The following is a 25,277-nucleotide window of genomic DNA, read 5'->3' as shown; positions in this document are numbered from 1 at the left end:
ACTTATTAACTTATTAACTTATTAACTTATTAACTTATTAACTTATTAAACAAAACTGGATAAAAGGAAGATACCCCGTGCACAAAAACAAACGGATAAATATCGCCGCACTACTCACTTCACTCCTTTCAACCCACGTCATGGCGGCCGACCAGGAGCTGACCTTGATGTTAGATTGGTTCGTCAATCCCAATCACGGCCCGATCATTATTGCCAAAGAGCGCGGCTACTTTAAACAGCAAGGTTTGCACGTCAAGCTTCAAGAGCCGGCCGACCCGAGCACGCCGCCCAAATTGGTCGCCGCGGGGAAAGTGGATATGGCCATTTCCTATCAGCCTAGCCTGACCATGGACGTCGCCGCCGGTCTGCCACTGATCCGCACCGCTACGCTGATTGCAACGCCACTCAATACCTTGATGGTATTAGACAATAGTAAGATTGACCGCCTTGCCGATCTCAAAGGCAAAAAAATCGGCATTTCGATTGCGGGCAATGAAGAAGCCACCATCGGCACTATGCTAGCCCAGGAGCAGGTCAACTATTCTGATGTCGAAATCATCAACGTCGGCTGGGCGCTGTCGTCCTCTTTGGCTTCTGGTAAAGTCGATGCCATTTGGGGCGGACTGCGCAACTTCGAGACCAATCAACTGGCCTTAGAGGGCTATCAAGCACACGCTTTCTTTCCCGAAGAGCACGGGGTGCCCACTTATGACGAACTGGTGTTTGTCGCCAATGCCAACACTTACGATAAAAAAGCCATCCAAGCCTTCAACAAAGCGTTAGAACAAGCCACCACTTACATCGTTAATCACCCCAAGGCCGCTTGGCAAGAGTTTGTCGCTTACTCGCCCGATACCCTCAACAACGAACTCAATCAGCGCGCCTGGAATGACACCTTAACCCGTTTCGCCCTGCGCCCTTCAGCCGCGGATCTCAAACGCTACGACGATTATGCCGAGTTTATGTACGCTCAACACATCATTACCACGCTGCCAAAAGCAAAAGATTACGTGGCTCGCTTTGACGACGAGGCGAATTCATTATGACATACCAAGATTTGATCCAAGCTTGTCATCAAGACTGGCAAGCCTACACTCAACATGATTTTGTTGAGCAGTTAGCCAAGGGCACTCTCCCTCAGCCTTGTTTTCTCCATTACCTAAAACAAGACTTTTTATTTCTCAAACAATACGCACGTGCTTATGCCTTAGCCATTTATAAAGCGCGCACTTTATATGATATGCGCCGCGCGCTACCGAGTGTTCATGCTTTGTTGGACTCAGAAATCGCGCATCACGTGACGTATTGTCAGCAATGGGGATTAACGGAAGCAGACTTAGAGCGCGAAGCGGAAGATGTCGGCACTGTGGCTTACACACGCTACGTGCTGGACGCAGGGATGACGGGCGATTTAGTGGATTTGTATGCCGCATTAGCGCCGTGTTCTATTGGCTATGCCAGTATTGGCCAGCGGTTGATCACAGATCAAAACACAGTCCTCGAGGGTAACCCATACGCCAGTTGGATTCACCTTTATGGCGGTCAAGAATTTCAGTCTGCCGTTGCCAATGGCGCGGAGCACTTTAATGAGCTGTTGGCTGAGATCGATCTCAATAGTCTGCGCGGTCAAAACCTTATCCACGTCTTTAAAACTGCCACACGTATGGAAATCGCGTTTTGGCAGCAAGGGCTCAATGCGCAACCAGGCCACCATAAACAGCAAGGTTGATCGTAGCAAACGATGGAACGGAGAAACAAGATGCTAACAAAACAGATCACACAAGCACTTAGCGACGTGCGTGAACAAAAACCCTTGGTAGTAAACATCACCAATTACGTGGTGATGAACAATACTGCTAACGCTTTGCTCGCAATAGGCGCCTCGCCCATCATGGCGCATTCTAAGCAAGAAATGGCAGAAATGATGGCTTATGCCGGCGCGCTGGTGATCAACATTGGTACACTAGACAGTACCTGGACACCTCGTATGCTCTTTGCCGTTGAGCAAGCAAATGCCAAAGGTAAAATCGTGGTTCTCGACCCGGTGGGGTGCGGGGCGAGTCATTTAAGAACCGAAACCTCACGACAAATTGCCCAGCTCGCGAACAAACTGATCATTCGCGGTAATGGTTCGGAAATCATTGCTCTGGCGGGCGAGCAAGCGCAAAGTAAAGGCGTTGATGCTTTAGACCGCAGTGATAGCGCCCTTGCCGCGGCTCGATGTTTGGTTGCACAGTATGGCGCGAACGTTGTGGTGTCTGGTGAAACCGATTATATCGTGACAAACGATCGCATCGTCGCTCTTCACAATGGGGATGCAATGATGCCATACGTAACGGGTATGGGTTGTACCCTTACGGCGCTCACGGCGGCCTTCGCGGCCGTGGGGGATGACACCGGTTTGAGCGCGGCGGCGATACTGGGCGTCGCCGGTGAAATCGCCGCTGAACAAAGTCGCGGGCCAGGCAGTTTACAAGTGACATTGCTTGACGAGTTATACCAACTTGATGAGGACACATTAACCAAGCGACTGGCACTGAAGGTCACCGAATATTGAGCTCTGAGTACTGAAAACACAACAGACAATACAAACGCCTGCTGCGCCCTTATGCGCGGTAGGCTAAGAGAAAAACAATGAACCCATATCGACTCTATTTCGTCACCGATGATAAACAAGATTTAGCCACTCTAAAACGCGTGGTTCGCAGTGCGGTTGAAGGGGGCGTCACTATGGTGCAAGTTCGTGAAAAACATGGTGATGTACGCACTTTCATCGAACGCGCACAAGCGGTAAAGGACATTCTACAAGGGACGAATGTTCCCTTAATCATTAACGATCGCATTGACGTTGCCCTTGCCGTCGACGCCGATGGTGTGCACCTTGGGCAATCGGACATGCCTGTGGCTATCGCCCGTAAACTGATTGGCCCAGATAAGATCCTCGGGTTATCGATAGAAAATGAACAGCAGCTCAAAGCCGCCCATTCGCTGCCGATTGATTATCTTGGCTTAAGTGCCATCTATCCGACACCAACCAAAACCGATACTCAGAAATACTGGGGCATTGATGGTTTGAAAATGGCGCTCAGTCAAACCACACTACCCATCGTTGCGATTGGCGGTATAAACGAAAACAATGTCGCGGCCCTTAGCAAAACCGGCGTACACGGTTTGGCATTGGTCTCAACCATCTGTTATGCCGATGATCCCAAAACCAGGTGCCAATACCTTCTTAGCTTAATGGCGTAATTTGAGAGAGACATTGTCCCTTCAGTGCCTCATAAAAGGCCGCCTCATGAGATTGCCTTAATAAGAGGTCATCTCATGAAGCGGCGTAGTGATGAACGATAACGCCAAGATGGATCAAAACCCTGTGCAGCAGGTGGCAACACAAAAGTGCTGCCCCTCTATTCCCCAGCCAGACAAGTGAGGAGATTCGCTGACTCAATCAAGCGTATTATTGCTTGATCCCTTCAAACACAATATCCAAATCGACATAAGTGGTGGCCCCGACGGGCTTAATGCCGTAGTCATCGAGTTGAAGTCGCGTCTTAGCTTCAAAGCCTGCTCGCTCCCCGCCCCACGGGTCTTTACCCGCGCCAACTAAATTCGCTTCTAAAGTTTCTGAACGTGTCACGCCATGCAAGGTCATGTCACCGGTGATCAACAATTTACCATCGCCTTTGTCTTCGACACTTTTACTGACAAAGGTCGCCGTTGAGTATTTGGACGCATCAATAAATTTACTGCCGCGCAAGTGCTTATCGCGCTCTGAGTGATTGGAATCGAGACTGGTGGTATCCACCGTTACAGACACACTGGAACTTTCAATCGCTTCAGGATCATAGCTAAAGGTGCCAGAAAACTGATTGAAACGTCCGATGATGTAACTGTAGCCCAAGTGACTGACTTTAAAATTCACGGACGCATGCGCTCCACTAGTATCAATCACATAGTCAGCGGAAAAAGCCGACAATGGCATCAAACAAAGCGCAGATAATGCCACGCGTTTTAACAATGTTTTCATTTAGAGACTCCTGTCATCTTTTTCAAGGTATCATCGTGATCGTAAAAGTGATGTTTTAAAGCGGCTAAAGCGTGAAAGCCCGCCAGCACAATCAAACACCAAGCCGCGTAATAATGGACATTACCTGCGATATCAGCCTGATGCTCAAACCACTGCCCCGTCGAAGGTACTTCAAACCAATTAAACACGGCAATGGGTCTTCCGTCGGCGGTTGAAATCAAATACCCCGACACAAACATGGTTAACAACAAAAGGTATAAAATCCCATGCGCGCTATGAGCAAGACGCCGCTCAAGCGCCGTGCCTTGTATTGTCGGTGAGCGCATCGCCACTTTGGCCCCCATGCGCACCAAGGTCAGCAGGGCGAGTAAAATACCAATTGAGCGATGCCAATTCGGTGCGGTTTGATACCAAGCGCTATAATAGGTTAAATCCACCATCCACAGGCCAACGGCAAACATCGCAATCACCACTAAGGCCGATACCCAGTGAACGATGCGAATAAGCTTTGGGTAGGTCGATACCGTTTCATCCATGACGTTTCCTTTTTATTCATCCCTATGCTTAATCATAGTGATGAATGATAAGAGTTTCAAAGATTTGATTAATGATTCTTTGAAAGGTTTGATTGAGGATAGCGACAAAGGTTCATTCCCGTTTTCAATAAATTATCAAATCTGAAATACAAAGACCGTTTGCTATCCACAAGGTTTAGGTAATGACAGAGATTACGATGAACAGCGATATAACGATCTTTGCTTAACCGCCGTCAGTAGAGAAATTGTTAGGCACTTCAAGAAGCGCGACGCTAAGGCTAGTCAGTCGCCCCTGGCCAGTGGTAAGCTGTTTTGATTGCTAAGTCACGGAACTACTGGCCTTGTTACTCGATTTTGTTACTCAAAGCGTACGAGATTTTCAGCGTGATTGCCTGGTGATCTGTCAAAACCATTATCCTGCGGTACACAATAAGGGCATCAACCAACATCACTTGGCGAAAGCCTTTAGCCGCAGAATGAAGCACACACTGGACAACTTTCAACTGCCTTGCCAGATAGCGCCGCTAGAGACGAGCCACAACAGTGATACACCGCACCAATATCGAGTGACGTGCTCGCTTGGCACCGTGTGGATCATTGCGCATCACATGGTCAGTGGCGGCGGCCACTATCGAGAGAAGCTCATTGGTGAAATCCACCAGTGGCAGGCCCAATATCAATACGCCATCCAGCCCAATGATTTGCTGTTTTTGATAAGCGATCACTGGATCAATCGCGGCCGGACCAGCCGTGAAATGATCCATTGGTGGTTAAACCGCTTACCAGACAACCTGAGTGACTACCAGCAGCAAGGCGTACACTTGATTGAGTCATCCACGGGCTTCGATTGGCAACTCAACACGCGCTTTGGCATTTCCCCTTGTTACGTCAAAATTGGCCACCCGCTGCAATCGAAACAAAAACAACAGCCCGTGTATAAATACTTACAGATGTATAAAGTCCTACAATGGGCTCAATAACTCATGGTCGATGACGCGCTGTTGACCGTGTCGTTATCGTTTCTTGGCTTGCTTTAACAAACGGGCTTTTAAGCGCCGTTTTTCCTCTGCGCGAGTCAGCGGCTTCACGCGCGGCTGATGGCGGCGCGATTCGCTGTCATCCACCGGCTCAGGCTTGACTTGACCCGGCTCAAAACCGCTCACCCACTCCACCGGCAACTTGCTATCGAGTAAGGTTTCGATTTCAAATAAGCGCACCTCCTCATCTTGGGCGACCAATGACAAGGCAATACCACTTTCCCCCGCGCGCCCCGTTCGGCCAATGCGATGAATATAATCTTCCGGTTTAAAAGGCAATTCAAAGTTAATCACCGCGTCGAGTTTAGGAATATCAATCCCCCTTGCGGCGACATCGGTGGCGATCAGAGCACGCACTTTGCCTTGTTTAAAATCGTCTAACGCTTTAATACGTGCCCCTTGGCTTTTATCGCCATTGATGAAGGTCGCTTTAATGCCATCGAGTTTCAGCGATTTCACTAGCGCCTCACACGCTTGTTTGGTTTTGGTAAACACCAATACTTGCTGCCAGCGCGAGCGGCCAATCAAATACGCGAGCAACGCCGGTTTGTTGGTCTTGTCGACTTGAATGACTTTTTGCGTCACGGTTTGCGCTGAGGTATTGGCCGGGGTCACTTCAATCCGCACGCCATTTTTGACCCACTGTTCGGTCACACGGGTGAGTTTTTCATCAAAGGTGGCGGAAAACAAACACGTCTGATCGCGGTTTGGCATCTTATTAATGATGCGCTGAATGTCAGGTAAAAAGCCTAAGTCCAATAAGCGATCCCCTTCATCGAGTATCAACGCACAAGTGTGAGAAAGGCTGACATTGCCCTGATGCAAGTGATCCAGCAAACGCCCAGGTGTGGCCACCAAGATATCTAACTGATTGAGTTGATGCTTGGTTTGCATGTGATAACTGGTGCCACCATAAATCACGCCTAAGCGCAGATCTTGGTCACCAATGTAGGATTGGATATCATCGTGAACCTGCTGCGCAAGCTCTCGGGTAGGGACGACAACCAAAGCAAACGGCCCGGGCTGCGGCTCGTCAAGGCGCATACTCAAACGATGAAGGAGTGGCAGCGCATAGGCAGCCGTTTTCCCCGTTCCTGTCTGCGCCACCGCAACCATGTTGTTTAACGCCAATGCCACTGGAATTGCATTGGCTTGTATTTCAGTCGGTTGATGAAAACCAATGGTGGACAATTGCTGACATAATTGCGGGGTTAAGCCCAAATCGAGAAATGAATGTGACATAGGTGCGCTCCAGTTAGTAGGCCGCGGATCATATCACTGCTTGATTGATTGAGTAAAATATTGTGACGAAGCGGCAAGCACTTGGGGATAAAAGTCGTTAAACACGTGCTCAAGGTGTTGTTGATGGGCGCTGAGAATCTCACTGGTCTCGGCCAAAGGGGCTAAGCGAGGACGGCGGCGCACAATAGACAACAAGGCCCGATCAACGCTGTCTGGATCGCGATACTGCAACAGCCATTGCTGAGACCACATCTTGTGGTGAACTTGAGAAAAAGAACTCGGAACATCCGCATACCAACTGTGTTCAATCTCTTGCTTGGCCTGCTGTGAAAACGCCTCTAAACTGTAGGGGTAACGTTGAGACCAAGACTGAGCCAAACAATGATCCCAATACACATCAAGGGCAATGGGCGCATAACGGCGTAACGATGAGGGAAATAAGGTTTTAAGCGCAAGAACTTGCGAGTGTTGATCGGTATATCGGTCAACAAAACGATGCAATAAGACGCCTTGTTTAACCACTGTTGGCAAGCGCAGTGAATCAGGGTGACCTTTAACAAAGTCACCCAACAAATTACCAAGCTTGTCGCTTTGACAGTAGTGAGCGATGTCAAGGTGAGCCAAATAATTCATGGTTTGTTATTTTGCTCACCAAGTTACTGTTGCCATGCAGATGATAACGTTTGTCGGCTACTCAGCCAGACTGCCGGCAACGCCTGTCTGTTGTCATGCCATTGGGTGGACAGCGCGATGTTACTCAGCCTCGCCTTCCATGTCTTGGTGAAAGTCACCAAGAAACGACATGCCAATTTCCAACGCATCGAGCATCTCTAGCTCATCATTAAATTGATCTTCTTGAATCATCATTGTTCTCCTTGAACAGCGATATACCCTTCTGACCCAATAGCGAGCCACCCTAGCGGATTAAAAACACTTGATAACCAAGTCGGGACATCAACGGTAAAATAACCACTCCGCTGCCTCTCTTGTCTTATTTTCAAGTTATTTTCCTGCGCTACATCGAGTGCATACGCTCATCAGATTGGTATGATCCATATAGGGAAATAATGTCTTATCGACAACCTATATAGTTACTACGATGGCGCTAACAATACAAGCGCTAGATGACAATTTTGCGACAATTTGAACGTATTCTTACTTTTGTGCTAAGGGGCGCTTTAGGGTTACCCTCGCGCTAGTCACCTAACCTTGCGACGCATGACTTTTTCGCCCCCTCAACACGCCGCCACCGAATGTCACCTCAACAAGTTGACCGCCCCCTCAGCGTAACGGCGACGTAAGTCTTCCCTGGTGTTAATGAATATTGTGTGGCAATTCGACATACAGTTGCTCGGCGCTCTCGCCGTGCTCAACCAGATGGTGGTACAACGCGTAGGCAATGTCCAACCCGGTCAAACCGCCTTTTGCCGATACGGTGTCTGAAATCAGCCAGGCGTCTTGTTCTTGTGTGACAATGGCCGCGCAGATGGCCTCTTGCTGACGAAAGCCCACGTACAATGACACTTCGCCATCCAAAATAATTTGCGATAAAAACTCAAGGACCATGGCTTGATCGCGCTCTTGCGGCCAATGCTGAGATTGCAACAGCGAGAAAATAATCGTCAAACGGTGAAAATCGACCAAATAAAACTCTTCGACCAAAGGCGAAGCTGGCATCAAGTTATCTAAGCTCAATTGAACCGTTTCTTGCGTCTTGGTGTAATTAAAATACAAATCGCGACCAATTAAACTTTCCTTGGTGGGGTAATCAACCTCAACTTGGCTGAGAAGCCATTGGTTTTTGCGTTGGATCAGTTTTTTGTCCGCACTTTGCTTTGCCATATCATCCTCAATTAGGCTGTTCCCACTTAACGGGTTTTACGCCCCATCATCAATCATTTATCCAGCAAGAGCAACCTTTGTCAGCATCGACTGCTAGTTACGCTGCCAAGTCACTGTGCTATTATCTTCACTATCGATGACAAACAATGAAGTGACGATGAAAACAGTAACGATGAAAAAACTGGGATTCTCCGTGTTACTCGCGGCCGCGTTAACCGCGTGCAGTGATGATGAAGTGGGCGATGTTTCTTTGGGGTTATTTACCACCAAAGACATTAAAATCAACTCACTGGTCGATCCCTTGATCCCCGGTGTCACCTGCCACATCGCCAGTATTGAAGCGGATTTAAGCCTGGCCGACCCGAGTGATAGCGCCATCGCTTGTCGTCAAACCGGCGCCATTACCAAGGATATGATTGCCAAAATCGACAAATCCAGCTCAGGGGAAGTGGTGTTTAAAAAATCGAAAAGCATTTTCTTTAAGTCAATGAAAATTCGCCGTATTTTTGATAAAGAGCATCAAACTCTAATGTATGTGTCCTACTCGACCAAAGAGACCTCTGGCAGCTTCAAACACAGTTTGTCGACGGTGCCGCTATGGGGCACACCCGCATACGTTGAGCCAAGTACCCCCAACAAATCTTAAGGGTCGCGTCGGTAAGATGCTCTGGCTGAGCAACGACTGGCTCGCTTAGCGCAAAAAATAAGCCACCGACTCTGGTGGCTTATTGATGTGGACCTTGTAACGCGCAACCGCGACGCTGACAACCTGCGATACTATGACAAGGTCACTTGTTTGTGACAACGTGACGATTTAAGCGCCGCATCGGCAATTTCTAATGCTCTGAGGCCATCGTGGGCTCCGCACAAGGCCGGCTTGCCTTCGAGCACTTCAACAAAATGTTGCCATTCTTGCTGGTAGGCCTCTTGATAACGCTCTAAAAAGAAAGCTTTGGGCACCGCACTGTGTTGCCCCTTCGCTTGACTCAAGGTCAGTAAATTTTCCGTCATGTTCGCCACTTGCAGCATGCCTTTTTCGCCGTGAACTTCAATGCGCTGATCATAGCCATAGCCGGACTGACGACTGTTGTGAATGGTGGCCGTTGCGCCCGATGGAAAAGAGAGCACGGCAACACTGGTATCGATGTCCCCAGCGTCGCCAATCCGCTCATCGACCATGCAGGTACCATGCGCAAAAATCTCGCACGGTGATTCCCCTAACAGATAACAGGCCATATCAAAATCGTGGATCGCCATGTCTCGATATAGGCCGCCAGACGATTGAATGTATTGCTGCGGTGGCGCAGCCGGATCCCGTGAGGTAATCACCACCGAGGCCGCTTTGCCGATGGCGCCGCCCGCCATTTTCTCTTTTAACAAGCGAAATTGCGGATCAAAACGGCGGTTAAAACCGAGTAAAAATGGCACCTGAGTGCGTTCAACCGTCGCCAAACAATCGCGTACTCGGGCAATATCGAGGTCAATCGGCTTTTCACAAAAAATGGCTTTTTGATGCTTAGCCGCCAGTTCAATGTAATCGGCGTGAGTATCCGTCGCCGAGCAGATCACAATCGCATCAACTGCGGGGTCGTTTAACGCTTCGTCGACCGTCTGCCTTTTTACCTCTGGATACTGAGCCATAAACGCGTTGGCAAAAGTATCAAAGGGCTCAACAAGTGAATACAAACGCGATTGTGGGTGGGCATCGATATTCACCGCGTGCACTTGGCCAATGCGACCTGCGCCAAATAAAGCAATATTAAACATAAAGCCCCCGTTTACGCTGTTGTGCTGAGTGAAACGTCCTCAATGGACTTGGGTTGTGGAAAAAGGCGTTGCATGCCGGCCAACATCGCCGTGGCAATGTCGACGTAGTCCCCTTCCCACATCTGCCCATTGAGGTACTCACCAGAATAAAAGCCGTCGTAACCGGTTTGCTGTATCGCATCCACCCACTCTTGCAGTGGGATCTGCCCTTCGCCAATCAAACAGCCCCGTAATTCACGCTCGTCTGGCCAGGCTTGGCCAACGTCAGGGCGCAGACCATCTGAAATATGCACATTGTAAATTAGGCTTGGGTCAATCGCGGCAATCTGCTCGAGCGTCGCCCCTCGGCAAGCCCATAAATGCCAAGTGTCGAGTACGAAACCAAAGTTGTCTCGGCCTACCGCATCGTGAAGGCGATAGTAATCTTCGAGCTTGGCGATCGGAGTCCACGCTGCCCCTTCGTATTGAAAGCGAATGTCGTATTCTTTGCCAATATCGGCAATTTGGCGAATGTTTTGCGCCGTCAGATCGATATTTTGCTGGCTGGTTAAGCCATTGAGCCCCTCAAACGCATTGAGTTGGATGGTTGGCGCGCCAATCGCTTGAGCGAACTGGCACAGGGTTTCGGTTTCTTGAAACAATTTGGCCTGTAGCGCTTTGTCGGTCACTTCTACTTGGCCAATGATGTCAATCGCCGTCGGCAGCACGCCAAAGTGGTCGAGTCTTTGTTTAAACTGCTGAGCGCTTAACCCAGCTTGAATATACCGCCACAACTTTTCAGTGTGAATTTCAAGGCCTTGATAACCTGTTTCTTTGGCTAGGCGAATGTCAGATTGAATATTTGAATACAGCGAACACATACCATGTAGAGCAAAACGCATGGCACTCTCCTTATTTTCAGATCCCTTCTGTCTTTTTAGACATTGGATAGACGTTATTGGCGCCGCAACCTTGGAGGTTGGGCAGTCGTTGTTATGGTTATTGTTACGTTTTGGGTGCTATTTGACTTGATGGCAGGTCAAACTGATCGCAATGGCCTGAGCTAAGTACATCGAGGCACTCAAGGAGCGAAAGCCCATCAGCTCTCCCTCTTCGACTTCAAAACACACCGTCATTTTACTGCCGTGCGAGGTGACCTGATTATCGGTAATGCACACGATTGGCACTTGCTTGTCGACCGCCCCGTCGATCAAAGAGGACGTTTCTTGGGCATACGGATTAAACGTGATGGCAAAAAGCACATCCTTGCTGGTCATTTGCTGCGAACGCGGGCCTAACATGCCACCGTGATCATCGAGTAACACCACGTTTTTGTCCGACTTCATCAAGGCATAATACAAGTAAAACGCCACCGGGTAAGCACGGCGAGTACCTTGTATGTAAATGGTTTGCGCTTGATCTAACACCTGCACCGCTCGGTCGAGTTTGGCGGGCGACACCGAATGCTGTAAATGCTCCATCGCTTCAAGGTTGGCCGTGCCAAAATCTTGAAAGATCGCTTGGGGTGAATCGTGGGCGATCTCCTCCATCTCCCGTGCTTTTAACACTCTTTGCTTATAATCACGGGGGCGATTGAGGTATTGCTCTTTAAACAGGGCCTGCATCGACGAAAAGCCATCAAAGCCCATTGCATTGGCAAAGCGGCTTAACGTCGAAAGAGGCACATTGGCTTGATGGGCAATGGTGGCCATTGTTTCTACCGCAACAAGCATGGGGTGCTCACTGACAAAATTAGCCACTTGCTGTAGACGAACGCTGAGTTCGTTATAGCGCTTGGCAATGATCTCTTTTAAGCTGTCGAGATCTTGTGGCATGGCAATATTTTGATCTGTCATGGTTACCCCTTTTGGTTAACGTGTCTTGTTGCAGGTCGTAGCACTCAGGCTTAAAACAACAATTCAAAGTTGCGCTTAGCCTCTTGTTGCACGTGAGGCATGGCTTTTTGCATAAAGTAAATGCGGTCAAACTTAGCGACTTCTTCATTCATGTATTGACGCAAATTGTGGCCAAGGGCTTGTCGTAAACAAGTGCCAATATTAAATTTCGCCACGCGACTTTGTTTGAGTTTGACAATGTCTTCGTCGCGAATACCACTGGTCCCATGGATCACTAATGGTACCTCGACCAGGCCAGCAATGCGATCTAAGCGGCCAAAATCTATCGTGCTGGTCGGCTCGGTCAAACGGTGAATGTTGCCAATCGAAATCGCCACACAATCGACCCCGGTTTCATTGACAAAACGCTGGGCATCTTCAGGCTCGGTGTAAATGGTTTTGATGTGATCGCGCCCTTCATCATAAGGTACCGACCCCACTTCTCCCTCAACCGATGCACCGAGGGCGTGAGCCACTTCAACGACTTTTTTCGTGCGAGTAATGTTTTCTTCCAATGGCAATTGAGATCCATCGAACATCACCGAACTAAAGCCGGCTTTTAACGCGCGAAATACGATGTCTTCTTGATACGTGTGATCAAGGTGCAAGCACACGGGGACACTGGCCTGATGAGCCAAGTTTAAAAACATCGCCGCCGCGGTTTCAACGCCATAAAAGTCCGCCACGTCTTTATTGCAGGCGATGATCACCGGATGGCCGGTCTCTTCTGCCGCTTGCACCACGGCTTTTGCGTCTTCATAGCCAAACACGTTAAAACAAGGCACAGAATAATTGCTACTGGCCGCCTCTGGTAATAATTCTTTTAACGATACCAACATAGTGTTTCCTTACTTGAATTTGGCAATCATATCTTTGATACCGGGAATGGTTTCAACTTGATATTCGTGATTAGGGTCAAAGTGTTGCATCAGTGATTTATCGGTCGCACCGACAATGATGGTGAAGTAGTACATCTCATAGCCCGGTGCCGCAACGCTTGGGTGGTAGCCTTTATCGATGGCAATCACAGAGCCCGTGCGGACGTGATACACTGGGCCATAGTCGTCTTCGTGTTCGTAAAGAAATTGCGCGCCAAAGCCAAAGTCTGGATTGAAGCGAAATTGATACACTTCGTCGTACTTGGTTTCGCGACTGCCATCGGGCTTAACGCGATCGACGTCGTGTTTATGCGGCGGAAAGCCTGACCAGCCACCTGCGCCGACGGTAAAGAGCTCACTGACCAACAAGCGCCCTCTTTGCTCAGAGTTTGACTGGCCGAGAACGTGTTTAATTTTGCGATGGGTTTTGGTGTCATCGGAGCCATATTGAACAATGTCGACCTCGTCTTGGCGCACGCAAAATGGCGTGAGTGACGCCTCAAATTTGCCACCGGCAATCATGATGTCGGCTTGCTCACTAACGCAGGTGATTTGAGCGCGATACCCCACCGGCACATAAACCGATTCGGGGTTGCCTTCCCAGACGGATTTACGCTGGCCAATGTTATCGTAAGTGACAACGTCACTGCCATTACTCACCTGGATGGAACAGGTCCCACCCGCTAACACGATCACGCTCTCATACCCTTCGACAAGATGGTCAAATTGCTCGCTTTGTTTGAGATACACTTGATTGAAATAACACAGCGGCGTCACGTCATCGTTAATATCAATAATTGGCTGGTTTTGGTTATCAAAAGGGGGAATATGCTTACCCATGGTATTGTCCTTCTCGTTTGACGGTATCCATTGACTCGAGCGTTGTGCTTCACTTGCTAAGCCAATGGCGACCGTTGTGTCTTCATAATAAGAGTGATTATTAGCCGCGGTGCTTTTCAGTGTGGTTGGCAATAAACTCAAACAGCGCGTCTTTGCTCGGCATGGCCTCAGTGCAACTGTCGCCACTGACATTGATGGCCGCGGCCGCAGAGCCATTGCGAACGCCTTCTTCTAAGCTGCCACCGTGTGTCAACGTCCAAATCAGACCGGCAGCGAACGCATCACCCGAGCCAAACGGCTTATTGGCTGTGACTTTGAAAATGCCCTGGGCAAACTTTTCTTGATCCCGCGAGTAGACTTTTGAGCCCAGCTCACCAGCTTTGATCACCACCACCTGAGTGTGCTTTCTCAGAAAGCGAGCGGCGGTCTGGTCATCATCACCGTTGCCTGGCGCTTCAATGGTTTCCATCATGTCAAACTCTTCGCGGTTGCCAATCACGATATCGGCCAACCCCGCGGCAACATCGTAGTACAGGGCCGCATCGACATCGCTGCGCCAAGAGTAAGGACGGTAATCGACATCCAAGACCACTTTGGTGTTCACTTTGCGCGCACACTCCATCGCCAGCAAGGTTGCCTCACGGCTCGGGCTTTGTGCTAACGCGGTGCCTGTCACCACCAAGACTTTCGCTGTTGCTAGGTAGTTTTGATCAATGTCTTCTGGCGCCAGTGTCAAATCTGAGGCGTTGTTGCGATAAATCAGGACCGTACAGTCTTTGGGCTTCATTTCGGTAAAGGCCACGGAGGTACGCGAGCCACTGGCATCGCTTTTCATGCCGGTTAGATCAATGTTTTGCTGACTCATATAGCGTTTTACGTAGTCGCCAAAGGCATCTTGTGCCACGCAGCTAATAAAGCCAACGCGCCCGCCTAATTTACTGATGCCAACCGCTATATTGGCCGCCGAGCCGCCGACAAACATATTAAATCCCGAGATATCGGCCATGTCGGTATTGGCTTCACGCGCGTACAAATCGACGCCAGCTCGGCCAAGGACAATGGCGTCCAATGGGCGTTGTTCTTCAAATGTAAAACTTGTCATTGTTCACCTCAACGTTATTGCATGTCGACCCAGATGGCACCGGCATCGGCCGATTCGACACATTTTTCACACAAGCGCACCCCATTGATCCCCGCATCGATATCGGGAAACCACGCGTTTGATAGTGCTTGTTGGTCATCTCGATTCGCCGCATCAAACGCAAATGCGTAACGGCGATATAAGTTGGCCCATGAGTCGAAGTAGCCTTCACTGTGACCACCGCCGACGCGATTGGTATTGACGCCCTCGTTCTCTTTGTGCAGGTAATCCATCCCTCGCTCTAAGATCTGCACCGGTTTGCCTTGTTGCTCAAAACGCAGTTGGTTTGGGTATTCATCCCACCATTCCAGTGAGGCCTTTGCGCCGACAATGCGGATCTTCTGTTGATGCATCGAGCCTGCATTGACCGATGACGCCCACAAGGTACCGACAGCACCATTGTCAAATTGCATCATCACATGGGCGTTGTCTTCGAGTGGCGCTCTTGAAGCAATGAAGCTTTGGCGCATACAGGCTAGGCGCTCTAACTTGAGCCCAGTGATAAATTCAGCCAAAAAGAAGGCGTGTGTGCCGACGTCAGCCAAGACAAACGTAGGGCCCGAGGTTTCAGGTTGAACTCGCCATTTTAGGCCTGGGTCGTTTTTTTCGTACTCTTCGTTATTAAAGCCATGAGCAAACTGAGTGTTGACGATGCGAATGTCGCCAAGCTCACCGCGAGCTACCATTTCTTTGGCCTGGTGCACCATAGGAAATCCGCTGTAACCGTACATCACCGCGAGCAAACACTGGTTGCGCTGTGCAATGGCTTTGAGCTCGAGTGCTTGCTCAGTCGAAAACGTAATGGGTTTTTCGCACACCACGTGTAACTTGGCCTCAAGCGCGGCTTTGCAAATCTCATAGTGAGTAAAGTTTGGCGTGGCAACCGACACCACTTGAATGCCGTCTTCTCTTTGCGATTCTTGCTCAAATAGGGTTTGGTAATCGGCGTAACAACGCTCTGGGTCTAGCCCTAGATTGACGCCAAATTCACGGCCGCGCTCAGCATTGATATCAAATGCCCCGGCCACCAATTGAAATAAGCCATCTCGTGTGGCGGCGTTGCGATGTGAGTAGCCGATTTGACTGCCGCGGCCACCGCCCACCATCGCCCAGCGCAGCGGTGCGTCCAATTTGATTTCTTCATTAAACATGTCTGTCTCCTTATCGACGCTTTGAAGCCCGATATTCACTCGCCGGTTAAACGCCGCGGCGCTGATTCACTCGGCCTTCTTGCCAGTCGGCCACTTTTTTCTCTGTCTCTGGGTTATCGGTCACTTCAGGTAGGCCAACTTCCCACCAACAATCGCATTTCGACCACGCCGCAGGCGAAACCGGATCGATATCGACCACGATGACATAAGTGCGGTCGGCGGCTTTGGCTCTGGCAAAAGCGGCATCAAATTCTTCCACCGAGGTTAATTTTTCACTGATCGCCCCTTGGGCACGAGCGTGCATCGCAAAGTCGACTCGCGCGGTTTCCCCATCTGGGCGGCGACAATCGTCGAGTAGGTTGTTAAACGACGCATTACCCGTGTTGTTTTGCAATTTGTTGATCACCGCAAAACCGCCGTTATCACACACGACCACAATCATTTTATGACCGGTTAACACCGATGAATAAATGTCTGAGTTTTGAATCAAATAAGAGCCATCACCGACTAACACCACCACATCGTTATCTGGGTTGGCAATTTTAGCCCCCCAACCGCCGGCGATTTCATACCCCATGCAAGAGAAGCCAAATTCGATATCAAACTTGCCAATTTGGTAGTTTTGCCAGTTCATGGACAGCTCTGCCGGCAAGCCACCCGCGGCGGTCAATACCGTATCCCCTGGCTCCATGGCACGATTGACTTTGCCGATGACTTGCGCATACGACCCCAGCCCTGGCAGCAACTCGCCCTCTTTGGGGTGAGTGCGTTGATGCACCTGTGCTTTCCATTGCTCGGCTTGGGTTTTCGCTTCTTTGGCCCAAGCTTGGTCTGCTTGAAAGTCACCTAATTGCTCTGACAAGCCGATCAAACCGCGCTGCGCATCGGCACGAATGGTCAATGCGCCGTGTTTAATCGCATCAAAGCGCGCCACATTGAGTGTGATAAGGCGCATCTTCTCGTTGCGAAATACCGTCCATGAGCCGGTGGTAAAGTCTTGTAGACGGGTACCGATCGCCAAGACAACATCGGCTTTGGCCGCCATGTGGTTGGCCGAATCTGAGCCCGTGACCCCAATCGGCCCGGCATTGAGCGGGTTGTCTTGCAACAAGCAGGCGCGGCCGGCAATGGTTTCGACCACTGGGATATTGTGTTGGCTGGCAAATTCAGCCAGGGTTTGAGTGGCCAAGGAGTAATGCACGCCGCCGCCGGCAATAATCAAAGGATTCTTGGCCTGTTTTAAGACTTCGGCCGCTTGTTCAAGCTCGACTCGCTCGGCTTCTGGGCGGCGAATTCGGTGAATTTTTTCGGCAAAGAAAGCCACTGGGAAATCATAAGCAACCCCTTGAATGTCTTGTGGCAGACCGATAAACGCCGGGCCGCAGGTTTCGGGATCTAACATGGTGTCAATCGCTTGAGGCAGCGAGTGCATTAATTGGGTCGGCGAAATAATGCGGTCCCAGTAACGGGTTAACGGCTTAAAGGTATCGCTACAGGTCACAGACGGATCATTAAAGTTTTCTGGCTGTTGCAAGACCGGATCCGGCAAACGGCTGACGTAGGCGTCACCGGAGATGAGCAGCACGGGTAAACGGTTGGTATGTGCGATACCGGCTGCGGTCACCATATTGGTTGAGCCTGGGCCAATTGAGCTGGTGGCAATACCAATACGCTGTCTGCGATTGGCTTTGGCGTAGGCAATGGCTGCCGTCGCCATCGATTGTTCGTTTTGACCGCGCCAGGTCGGTATTTGGTCTTCAATATTTTTTAACTGCTGGCCAAAGCAAGTTACATTACCATGGCCAAAGATGGCGAAAGCAGCACCAAACAATTGCTCTACCTGACCATCGATAAGAATTTTTTGTGCCGCTAGGTATTTTGCTAGCGCCTCTGCTACTGTTAATCGCAACGTTTCCATTGAGTCACTCCAACTTTGTGTTGACTGAGTTCGTGCCAGTTCTGTTCAGTGAGATGCGACAGAGTGAATGAGAGTCACCCTGTCTCATCTGGGTGTTTAAAGTCCGTATTTTTGCGCGTAACCGGTGATGTTTTGGTAGCCGGTCTTAGCGTAAGTCAATGGATGCGCTTTAGCCGGGTCTTGTTCGGCTTCCACCAGTAGCCAACCGGAATAATCGCGCGCTTTTAAAGCAGCAAACACGTCGTCGTAATCCACATCGCCGGTACCCGGTACGGTAAAGACACCATCGAGTACCGCATCTAAAAACGATTTATCCGCGTTACGGGCTTTTTCCATCACCGCGAGGCGCAGATCTTTAAAATGCATATGCCCAATGCGATGTCCCCAACGTTCAATCATCTTGACGGGGTTACCACCACCATAGGTAATGTGGCCAGTATCTAGGGTTAAAAAGACCGACTCACCGGTGCACTCCATCAACATATTGATGTCGTCTTCGCTTTCACAAATGGTGCCGACATGGTGATGAAAAGAGAGCTTGATATCGTGTTCATTGAGCAGGTAATCGCCAACTTTGGTGATTTTGTCGCCGTATTCTTGCCATTGTGCTGGGGTCAGGATCACGCGTTTTGAGAGTGGAATACGAATATCACCGTGGACGCTGTTGCTCACTTCACCGTAAACCATGGCTTTACAACCTGCTGCTTTTAACAAAGCGATGTGAGATTGCATGGCGTCAATTTCTTGTTCAGGGGTGTTGATCATTAAATTGCCGCTAAACCAGCCCGACGCCAGTTCTAATCCGTGCTTGTTGAGTAAAGGCACGAGAACCTCAGGATCTCTTGGGTATTTTGTGCCCATTTCGGTGCCAGTAAATCCAGATTGCGCAATTTCACTTAAGCAGGTTTCCAATGGGATCTCTCCGCCAAGCTCTGGCATGTCGTCATTGGTCCATGTTAAAGGGCTAATTCCATACTTCACGTTGCTCATTTTTTTTCTCCAACGATTTTTTTATCAATGTGTTTAAGCCAGGAATCAAACAAAACGAGTGTTGTAGGGCACGTGTTCAAAGTTTGCTTCACTGCCAATAACCCTACCTGAAAAAATTAGAAAATGAAAAATATTTTTCAATTAACAATAACAAAAATAACCACAGTAAAAAAATGAAACAAAGCCATGTGCAACAAGGGTTTTTATTGATTTTTACCTGGGATCACGTTTTTACAAAAACAAATAAAAACAATAACTTAATCAAAATCGTTGCGATGAAAAATATTTACTAAAACTTGATCCAATTAACGTTTTTAACAAAATTTAACATTTAGCCTTGGTTTTAAAGCTCGCGATTCCTTATGATTGAAAAACCAGCAATGAAAAATAATTTTCAAACACAAACTCATTGCTTTGGTCATACCAGTCTAATGAAAGTGTGCGGTCGATTAACCTAGTGGTAATAAGCCGCGATTGAATGACACTGGTATAGCGCCCAAACTCGTACCCTACATCGAGTGGGACATGGCTTTCCTCCACCGTTCATCGGTCTCGAGGTTAAGTAACTCCACAAAAGGAAACAAAACATGGAAACGACAACTCAGACAAAGAAGTACAAACACAACTTTGCCTATATCATTAGGATATGCTCCATCGCCGCGCTCGGCGGGATCTTACTTGGCTATGATACTGGGGTAATTTCAGGGGCGATTGGCCCTATTCGCGAATACTTTTCACTGTCTTCGATTGAAACCGGCTGGGCAGTCTCAAGTGTGGTATTGGGGTGTATCGTTGGTGCGGTCAGCGCCGGTTGGTGTGCCTTGCGTTACGGACGACGAAAAACCCTTTTCATCGCCTCCATTTTATTTATCGTTTCGGCCGTAGGCTCAGCGGTTGCCCCCAATTTTAGCTTTTATATCTGGCTGCGTATTATAGGCGGTGTCGCCGTCGGCCTCGCGTGTGTGGTCTCGCCGATGTACATGTCTGAAGTGGCGCCGAAGGATTTTCGCGGCCGCGCGGTCAGCATGTTTCAGCAATCTGCTGTGGTGGGTCAAACCGGGGTTTTTTATGTTAACTACTTAATCTCAAAAGGGATGTCTGAAGCTTGGCTGACGGATTTAGGCTGGCGCTGGATGCTGGCATCAGAAGTGGTCCCGGCTGTCTTGTTCGCCTGTTTGCTGTTTTTGATCCCTGAATCACCGCGTTGGTTGGTGCTACAAAATCGTCTGGCTGATGCTAAGAAAACCCTATCTCGAATTTCCAATCCAGAGCATGCCGATCGCCTCATCAAAGAGATCCAGCAATCGTTGCTCAGCGCTAACTCTGCAGATGGCAAACAAGTGAGCCTGCGCTCGCCGATTTTATTCGCCATTTTAATCATTGGTACCTTTATTGCGGCGGCGCAACAATTAACCGGCATTAATGTGATTTTGTACTACAGCCCAGAGATCCTCAAACCCATTACTGGATCAACCGAAAGCGCCTTATTCCAAACCACGTTTATCGGGGTGGTGTTCATCGCGGGTAATGCGTTGGGTATGTATTTAATTGACCGTGTCGGCCGCCTACCTCTAATGAAGTACGGCACCATTGGCTGTGCCATCGGCATGCTGATTGTGGCTCAAGTCCTATACAGCAATACCACAGGCTACGCGGCGCTCTTTGCTTTGTGTCTTTACGTAGTGTCTTATGCGTTGTCGTGGGGCTGCGCGTGTTGGACCATTATCTCAGAGATCTTCCCGAACAGCATTCGCACACGGGCCATGTCGATTGCGGTAGGCGCACAGTGGTTTACTGGCTTCGTCGTCACCCAAACCTTCCCGATGCTCAATGACAATGCGTATTTGCAAAGTGAATTTAACGGCGCGTTCTCATTCTGGCTTTTCGCTGGCCTGTCGATTCTGTGTATGTTGGTGGTGGTTAAGTATGTACCTGAAACCAAAGGCATTAGCTTAGAGAAAATGGAAGACACCATGGCAAAAAAATTGGGCAAGGAGTCAAAAGCCGCATCGGCTGAGGTTCAAGTCTGATCCGCATTCATCACTCAAGCTTAAAAACAGAGTCATTGACTCTGTTTTTTTGTTGCCCGATTAAGTAACACCGCCCTTAATGACGAGGGATTTTTTGCTACACTATAATCAAACACCCGCTCAAGGAGCCCTTTTGTCTCAACCGACACTCACCATCGCCAGTGCCAATCTGCTTAATTTTTTAGCACCGCCGAACGCTTATTATCAATTCGACAATATTTACGAGCGCGAGCAGTGGCAAGAAAAATGCCGCTGGACTCAAGCCCAGTTGCGCGAGCTAGACGCCGATATGATCGGTTTTCAAGAAGTGTTCAGTGCCGATGAGTGTCAGCGTTTATGCCAAGCCATTGGCTACCCTTTTTTCGCCACCGTCGATACCCCACACGTCGAAAGTGATTATATTTATTCTCAACCTGTGGTGGCTCTAGCAAGCCGTTATCCAATAACGCAAGTATCCGGGCTAGAGAGCCAACGTCTTGATGCACTGCCCGCTTCATTTACCCCGTTTAGCCGAACGCCTTTGTTTGCAACGGTCGACGTGCCTCTGTTTGGAAACGTGGCGGTTTACGTCTGCCATTTAAAATCACAACGGCCAATGGATGATCAAGACGACCCGATAATGGCACGCTGGCTCTCTCACCAGCAGCGCGGGCAAGAAGCGGTCATGTTGCGTCTATTGGCCAACCGTCAATACCAAAAAGAGCCAATGCCCACCCTCTTAGTCGGTGACTTTAATCAATCTTTAGACAGTAGTATCACTCAAGCCTTAGTCGATAACCCTTCAACTGAGCTCGACGCTTTAGCACTCAAGGATTGTTGGCAGCAACGCCTTCAAGCCCCCTCTGAGCGCCGCGCCACTCACTATCATTTTGCCAAAGGGAATGTGTTGGATTATATTCTTTGTTCACAAGAGTTTGACCCCGCCCACCCTCGCTCAGTCGCCACGTTGATCGATTACCGGGTCTGCGACCAGCATTTGGTAAACCCCATTTACGAGCGTGACCGCCAAGCCAGCGATCACGCCTTTATTGCCGCCACTTTTGCCATGGCTTTGTAACACTTATCGTTTATGCCGCTTAGCCACTAAAGTAAATTTATAATCGGTGGTTTTAAAATAGTTGCGACTGTATTCAAACACCACATCGCCATTTAAAAAACCGCGGTTGCGCTTTTCAATAATGGGTTGCCCAGGATCGATGTGTAATAAATCGGCGATGTCTGCAGGCGGCAAGACAGGAATGATTTCTTGTTCACTTCTATCAATCGTTAACCCTTTCGTCTTCTCTATGTAATGATATTTAGAGCCTTGCATCACTTGATAGGTTAAGTCGGGAAACAACGATGTCGGTAACCAGGTTTCCTCCACAGTAATGGGTTTTTTGTCTAAGTAACGAACCCGGATCACATGATACAAGACCTCATTTTCCTGCACATTCAACAGCTCCGCTAAACTCAATGTGGCTTTCACCACTTCGAAGGTGAGCACATCACTGTGAATATCAGCGTTAAGGTGAGCCCATTTCTCGGCAAAACTACTTTGTTGGTAGATGTCATAATTAACTTTTTGCTCTTTGACGTAAGTGCCGCTGCCTTGCACACTCTCTAATTCGCCATTTTCAATCAAAAGCTTTAAGGCTTGCCTTACTGTCACTCGACTGCAAGCAAAATCTTCACGCAATTGAGCTTCTGTCGGTAAGGCCGTCCCGACCTCATAAATACCATCACTGATCCGTTCTCTTATCGCATCTGCAATCTGTCGATACATTGGCAGTCTTGCCATGATTACCTCAATCTTCTCAACTCTTTATTAGGGTCTATTCTATAAAGGTAAGCCACTAACATTCAATCGTTAGATGATAAATGTTTTACCCGTATACCAATACCAATAACAGTCAAATAACCCAAAACTCAGATCATTGACAAAAACAATAAATACCTATTTAATACAAATAAGATCAAGATCACAGAAAACTTGACTTAGATTGGTATTATTATCGCGAAACAAAACAATACAAGATTGGGACAACAAGAATGAAATTATCATCTATTACCCACCCATCGCTGATCACCCTACAAACGACATTTACCAGTCGTGAAGACGCGATAAACCATCTTGCTGAGCAGTTGGATCAGCAAGGAAAATTACACGACAAAGCGGCTTTTTTAGACGCCGTTTTTACCCGTGAGGAAGAAGGCCCGACCGCACTAGGTGAAGGCTTAGCTGTCCCTCACGGTAAAACCGATGCGGTTAAGGAAGCGGCTTTCGCCGTTGCAACACTAAGAGAAGACGTGAAATGGCAAGGTCTCGATGAAGAAGAAGATGTCAATCTTATCTTCTTAATCGCGATTCCCAATGCCGAAGCTGGATCAACCCACATGCAACTTTTGACCAGCCTAACCACCACACTTGTCGACGATGATATTAGAGACGCCGTGCTCAAGGCCACCAGCGCAGAAGAGATCCTCTCACTGCTCGATTCACAAGATGATGAACAGATAAAAGAATACAAATCAAATACAAATAACCCAACCGTTGTCTGTGTCACCGCTTGCCCAGCCGGAATTGCCCACACGTATATGGCCGCTGAGTATTTGGAAAAAACCGGTGCCAAACTCGGTATTAACGTACACGTTGAAAAACAAGGCGCCAATGGTATTGAAGACCGCTTAACCGCCGCACAGCTCAATGAAGCGACGGCAGTGGTCTTCGCGGCCGAAGTGGCCATCAAAGAAATTGAGCGCTTCGAAGGCATCCCTCGAGTTGAAGTGCCGGTAGCTGAACCGATTCGACACGCTGAGCGCATTTTAAATGAGGCACTCGACGCGGGTAACCGTGATACAGGCACTCGTAAAACCCACAGCGAAACACAAACGCCGAAAAAACTCGGTCTCAAAACCGAGCTTAAGCAAGCACTGCTGTCCGGTATTTCTTACGCTGTGCCCTTAATTGTCGCCGGCGGCACCGTGTTGGCCGTTGCCGTGTTACTCGCACAAATGTTTGACCTACAAGATTTGTACGCCGAAGAAGGCTCTTGGCTATGGATGTATCGCAAACTCGGTGGTGGCTTGCTTGGCACCTTAATGGTACCGGTACTGGCCGCTTATACGGCTTATTCTTTAGCGGATAAACCCGCTCTTGGGCCAGGCTTTGCCGCCGGTATCGCAGCCAACCTGATTGGCTCTGGCTTTTTAGGCGGTGTTGTCGGCGGAATACTGGCCGGTTACGTCATGCGTTGGGTAAAACAAAACGTGCGTCTGACCCCAGCGTTTAATGGCTTCTTAACCTTCTACCTCTATCCGGTTATCGGCACCTTAGTCGCTGGCTCATTGATGCTGTTTGTCATCGGTAAACCGGTCGCTTGGTTAAACCAAGGCTTAACCGATTGGCTGAATGGCATGTCGGGGACCAATGCGATTTTACTCGGTGCTGTGATTGGCTTCTTTGTTTCCTTTGACCTTGGTGGCCCGGTCAATAAAGCCGCTTATGCTTTTTGTCTTGGCGCTATGGCCAATGGTGTCTACGGCCCATACGCCATCTTTGGCGCGGTGAAAATGGTCTCGGCCTTTACCGTGACCGCCTCAACACTAATGGCACCGCGTTTATTTAAAGATTTTGAAATTGAAACCGGTAAGTCCACTTGGTTACTTGGTCTGGCTGGGATCACCGAAGGGGCCATTCCAATGGCGATTGAAGATCCGATTCGTGTGATTGGTTCGTTCTTACTCGGCTCCGTGGTCACAGGCGCAATGGTTGGCGCAGCCGGTTTAGGTTTGTCAACACCTGGGGCTGGGATCTTCTCTATCTTCTTGCTTCACGACGCTGGCGTTGGGGCTTTCTTAGCCGCTGCTATCTGGTTTGGCGCAGCCGTCATCGGCGCGATTATCTCGACGCTCACATTGATCACTTGGCGTGCCCATGCGGTGAAAAACGGTAAATTTTCTGCTCAATCAACAGCGCAGTAACACCCTGTCTCAGAGTTCTGACTGTCAACTCTGAGACAACT

The 25,277-nt window shown here is 49.0% G+C and carries 24 protein-coding genes; 9 read left to right on the top strand and 15 right to left on the bottom strand.

Annotated elements, in window-relative coordinates; genetic code table 11:
* Positions 1-77: 77 nt before the first annotated feature.
* The 4 genes from AB0763_RS16385 (at position 78) to thiE (ending at position 3,249) form a co-directional block, all read left to right on the top strand.
* Complete coding sequence (locus AB0763_RS16385) at positions 78-1,046, top strand: ABC transporter substrate-binding protein (RefSeq protein WP_306099522.1); 969 nt, start codon at positions 78-80, stop codon at positions 1,044-1,046.
* The gene (gene tenA, locus AB0763_RS16380; RefSeq protein WP_306099521.1) at positions 1,043-1,729 is read left to right on the top strand and encodes a thiaminase II; all 687 of its coding nucleotides are present in this window, start codon (positions 1,043-1,045) and stop codon (positions 1,727-1,729) included. The genes AB0763_RS16385 and tenA overlap by 4 nt, the downstream gene beginning before the upstream one ends.
* 30 nt (positions 1,730-1,759) lie before the next feature.
* On the top strand, positions 1,760-2,557 hold the full coding sequence (thiM, locus tag AB0763_RS16375) for a hydroxyethylthiazole kinase (protein ID WP_306099520.1): 798 nt from the start codon (positions 1,760-1,762) through the stop codon (positions 2,555-2,557).
* A 77-nt stretch (positions 2,558-2,634) separates the two neighbouring features.
* Positions 2,635-3,249, top strand: a complete 615-nt coding sequence (gene thiE, locus AB0763_RS16370; protein ID WP_306099519.1) for a thiamine phosphate synthase — start codon at positions 2,635-2,637, stop codon at positions 3,247-3,249.
* A 208-nt stretch (positions 3,250-3,457) separates the two neighbouring features.
* Here the strand turns inward: thiE and AB0763_RS16365 are convergent, their stop codons facing one another.
* Positions 3,458-4,027, bottom strand: a complete 570-nt coding sequence (locus AB0763_RS16365) for a YceI family protein (RefSeq protein ID WP_306099518.1) — start codon at positions 4,025-4,027, stop codon at positions 3,458-3,460.
* Positions 4,024-4,563: a cytochrome b gene (locus tag AB0763_RS16360; protein ID WP_306099517.1), complete on the bottom strand. Its 540-nt coding sequence runs from the start codon at positions 4,561-4,563 to the stop codon at positions 4,024-4,026. The genes AB0763_RS16365 and AB0763_RS16360 overlap by 4 nt, the downstream gene beginning before the upstream one ends.
* A gap of 341 nt (positions 4,564-4,904) precedes the next feature.
* On the opposite strand from AB0763_RS16360, the gene AB0763_RS16355 reads away from it, so the two are divergent.
* Positions 4,905-5,543 carry a hypothetical protein gene (locus tag AB0763_RS16355; RefSeq protein WP_306099516.1) on the top strand — a complete coding sequence of 213 codons (639 nt, stop codon included), beginning with the start codon at positions 4,905-4,907 and terminating at the stop codon, positions 5,541-5,543.
* 33 nt (positions 5,544-5,576) lie between these two features.
* Here the strand turns inward: AB0763_RS16355 and AB0763_RS16350 are convergent, their stop codons facing one another.
* From AB0763_RS16350 to AB0763_RS16340, 3 genes are all read right to left on the bottom strand, one after another.
* On the bottom strand, positions 5,577-6,842 hold the full coding sequence (locus AB0763_RS16350) for a DEAD/DEAH box helicase (protein WP_306099515.1): 1,266 nt from the start codon (positions 6,840-6,842) through the stop codon (positions 5,577-5,579).
* A 33-nt stretch (positions 6,843-6,875) separates the two neighbouring features.
* Positions 6,876-7,475, bottom strand: coding sequence for an ACP phosphodiesterase (locus tag AB0763_RS16345; protein WP_306099514.1), 600 nt, complete (start codon positions 7,473-7,475; stop codon positions 6,876-6,878).
* A 681-nt stretch (positions 7,476-8,156) separates the two neighbouring features.
* Positions 8,157-8,684, bottom strand: a complete 528-nt coding sequence (locus AB0763_RS16340; protein WP_306099513.1) for a flavodoxin — start codon at positions 8,682-8,684, stop codon at positions 8,157-8,159.
* 172 nt (positions 8,685-8,856) lie between these two features.
* On the opposite strand from AB0763_RS16340, the gene AB0763_RS16335 reads away from it, so the two are divergent.
* Positions 8,857-9,330 carry a CreA family protein gene (locus AB0763_RS16335; protein WP_306099545.1) on the top strand — a complete coding sequence of 158 codons (474 nt, stop codon included), beginning with the start codon at positions 8,857-8,859 and terminating at the stop codon, positions 9,328-9,330.
* A 131-nt stretch (positions 9,331-9,461) separates the two neighbouring features.
* Here the strand turns inward: AB0763_RS16335 and iolG are convergent, their stop codons facing one another.
* The 9 genes from iolG to iolE all read right to left on the bottom strand — a co-directional run bounded on the left by iolG (position 9,462) and on the right by iolE (position 19,243).
* Entirely contained in the window at positions 9,462-10,451 is a 990-nt protein-coding gene (iolG, locus tag AB0763_RS16330; protein ID WP_306099512.1) for an inositol 2-dehydrogenase, read from the bottom strand.
* Between the two features lie 11 nt (positions 10,452-10,462).
* Positions 10,463-11,332, bottom strand: coding sequence for a sugar phosphate isomerase/epimerase (locus AB0763_RS16325; RefSeq protein WP_306099511.1), 870 nt, complete (start codon positions 11,330-11,332; stop codon positions 10,463-10,465).
* A 117-nt stretch (positions 11,333-11,449) separates the two neighbouring features.
* Positions 11,450-12,286, bottom strand: coding sequence for a MurR/RpiR family transcriptional regulator (locus AB0763_RS16320; protein ID WP_306099510.1), 837 nt, complete (start codon positions 12,284-12,286; stop codon positions 11,450-11,452).
* A 50-nt stretch (positions 12,287-12,336) separates the two neighbouring features.
* Entirely contained in the window at positions 12,337-13,164 is an 828-nt protein-coding gene (locus tag AB0763_RS16315) for a class II fructose-bisphosphate aldolase (protein ID WP_306099509.1), read from the bottom strand.
* Between the two features lie 9 nt (positions 13,165-13,173).
* Positions 13,174-14,043: a 5-deoxy-glucuronate isomerase gene (locus AB0763_RS16310; protein WP_306099544.1), complete on the bottom strand. Its 870-nt coding sequence runs from the start codon at positions 14,041-14,043 to the stop codon at positions 13,174-13,176.
* A gap of 100 nt (positions 14,044-14,143) precedes the next feature.
* The gene (iolC, locus tag AB0763_RS16305; RefSeq protein WP_306099508.1) at positions 14,144-15,145 is read right to left on the bottom strand and encodes a 5-dehydro-2-deoxygluconokinase; all 1,002 of its coding nucleotides are present in this window, start codon (positions 15,143-15,145) and stop codon (positions 14,144-14,146) included.
* Positions 15,146-15,159: 14 nt separating this feature from the next.
* Positions 15,160-16,335 carry a Gfo/Idh/MocA family protein gene (locus AB0763_RS16300; protein WP_306099507.1) on the bottom strand — a complete coding sequence of 392 codons (1,176 nt, stop codon included), beginning with the start codon at positions 16,333-16,335 and terminating at the stop codon, positions 15,160-15,162.
* 46 nt (positions 16,336-16,381) lie between these two features.
* Positions 16,382-18,253 (bottom strand): 3D-(3,5/4)-trihydroxycyclohexane-1,2-dione acylhydrolase (decyclizing), encoded by a 1,872-nt coding sequence (iolD, locus tag AB0763_RS16295; RefSeq protein WP_306099506.1) that lies wholly within the window; start codon positions 18,251-18,253, stop codon positions 16,382-16,384.
* Between the two features lie 96 nt (positions 18,254-18,349).
* A complete protein-coding gene (gene iolE / locus AB0763_RS16290; protein WP_306099505.1) occupies positions 18,350-19,243 on the bottom strand; it encodes a myo-inosose-2 dehydratase in 894 nt (297 codons plus the stop codon).
* Between the two features lie 587 nt (positions 19,244-19,830).
* Here iolE and AB0763_RS16285 point away from each other — a divergent pair.
* Complete coding sequence (locus AB0763_RS16285; protein ID WP_306099504.1) at positions 19,831-21,273, top strand: sugar porter family MFS transporter; 1,443 nt, start codon at positions 19,831-19,833, stop codon at positions 21,271-21,273.
* A gap of 133 nt (positions 21,274-21,406) precedes the next feature.
* Complete coding sequence (locus AB0763_RS16280) at positions 21,407-22,330, top strand: endonuclease/exonuclease/phosphatase family protein (RefSeq protein ID WP_306099503.1); 924 nt, start codon at positions 21,407-21,409, stop codon at positions 22,328-22,330.
* A 3-nt stretch (positions 22,331-22,333) separates the two neighbouring features.
* On the opposite strand, the gene AB0763_RS16275 is transcribed toward AB0763_RS16280, so the two are convergent.
* Positions 22,334-23,053 carry a GntR family transcriptional regulator gene (locus tag AB0763_RS16275; RefSeq protein WP_306099502.1) on the bottom strand — a complete coding sequence of 240 codons (720 nt, stop codon included), beginning with the start codon at positions 23,051-23,053 and terminating at the stop codon, positions 22,334-22,336.
* 251 nt (positions 23,054-23,304) lie between these two features.
* Between AB0763_RS16275 and mngA the strand changes: the two genes are divergently transcribed.
* On the top strand, positions 23,305-25,236 hold the full coding sequence (gene mngA, locus AB0763_RS16270) for a PTS 2-O-a-mannosyl-D-glycerate transporter subunit IIABC (RefSeq protein WP_306099501.1): 1,932 nt from the start codon (positions 23,305-23,307) through the stop codon (positions 25,234-25,236).
* Positions 25,237-25,277 lie beyond the last annotated feature (41 nt).

Origin of the sequence: Vibrio sp. HB236076 (genome assembly GCF_040957575.1) — a bacterium.
GTDB lineage: Bacteria > Pseudomonadota > Gammaproteobacteria > Enterobacterales > Vibrionaceae > Vibrio.
The sequence above is the reverse complement of the archived record's forward strand: the minus strand, read 5'-3'. Positions and strand labels throughout refer to the sequence as shown.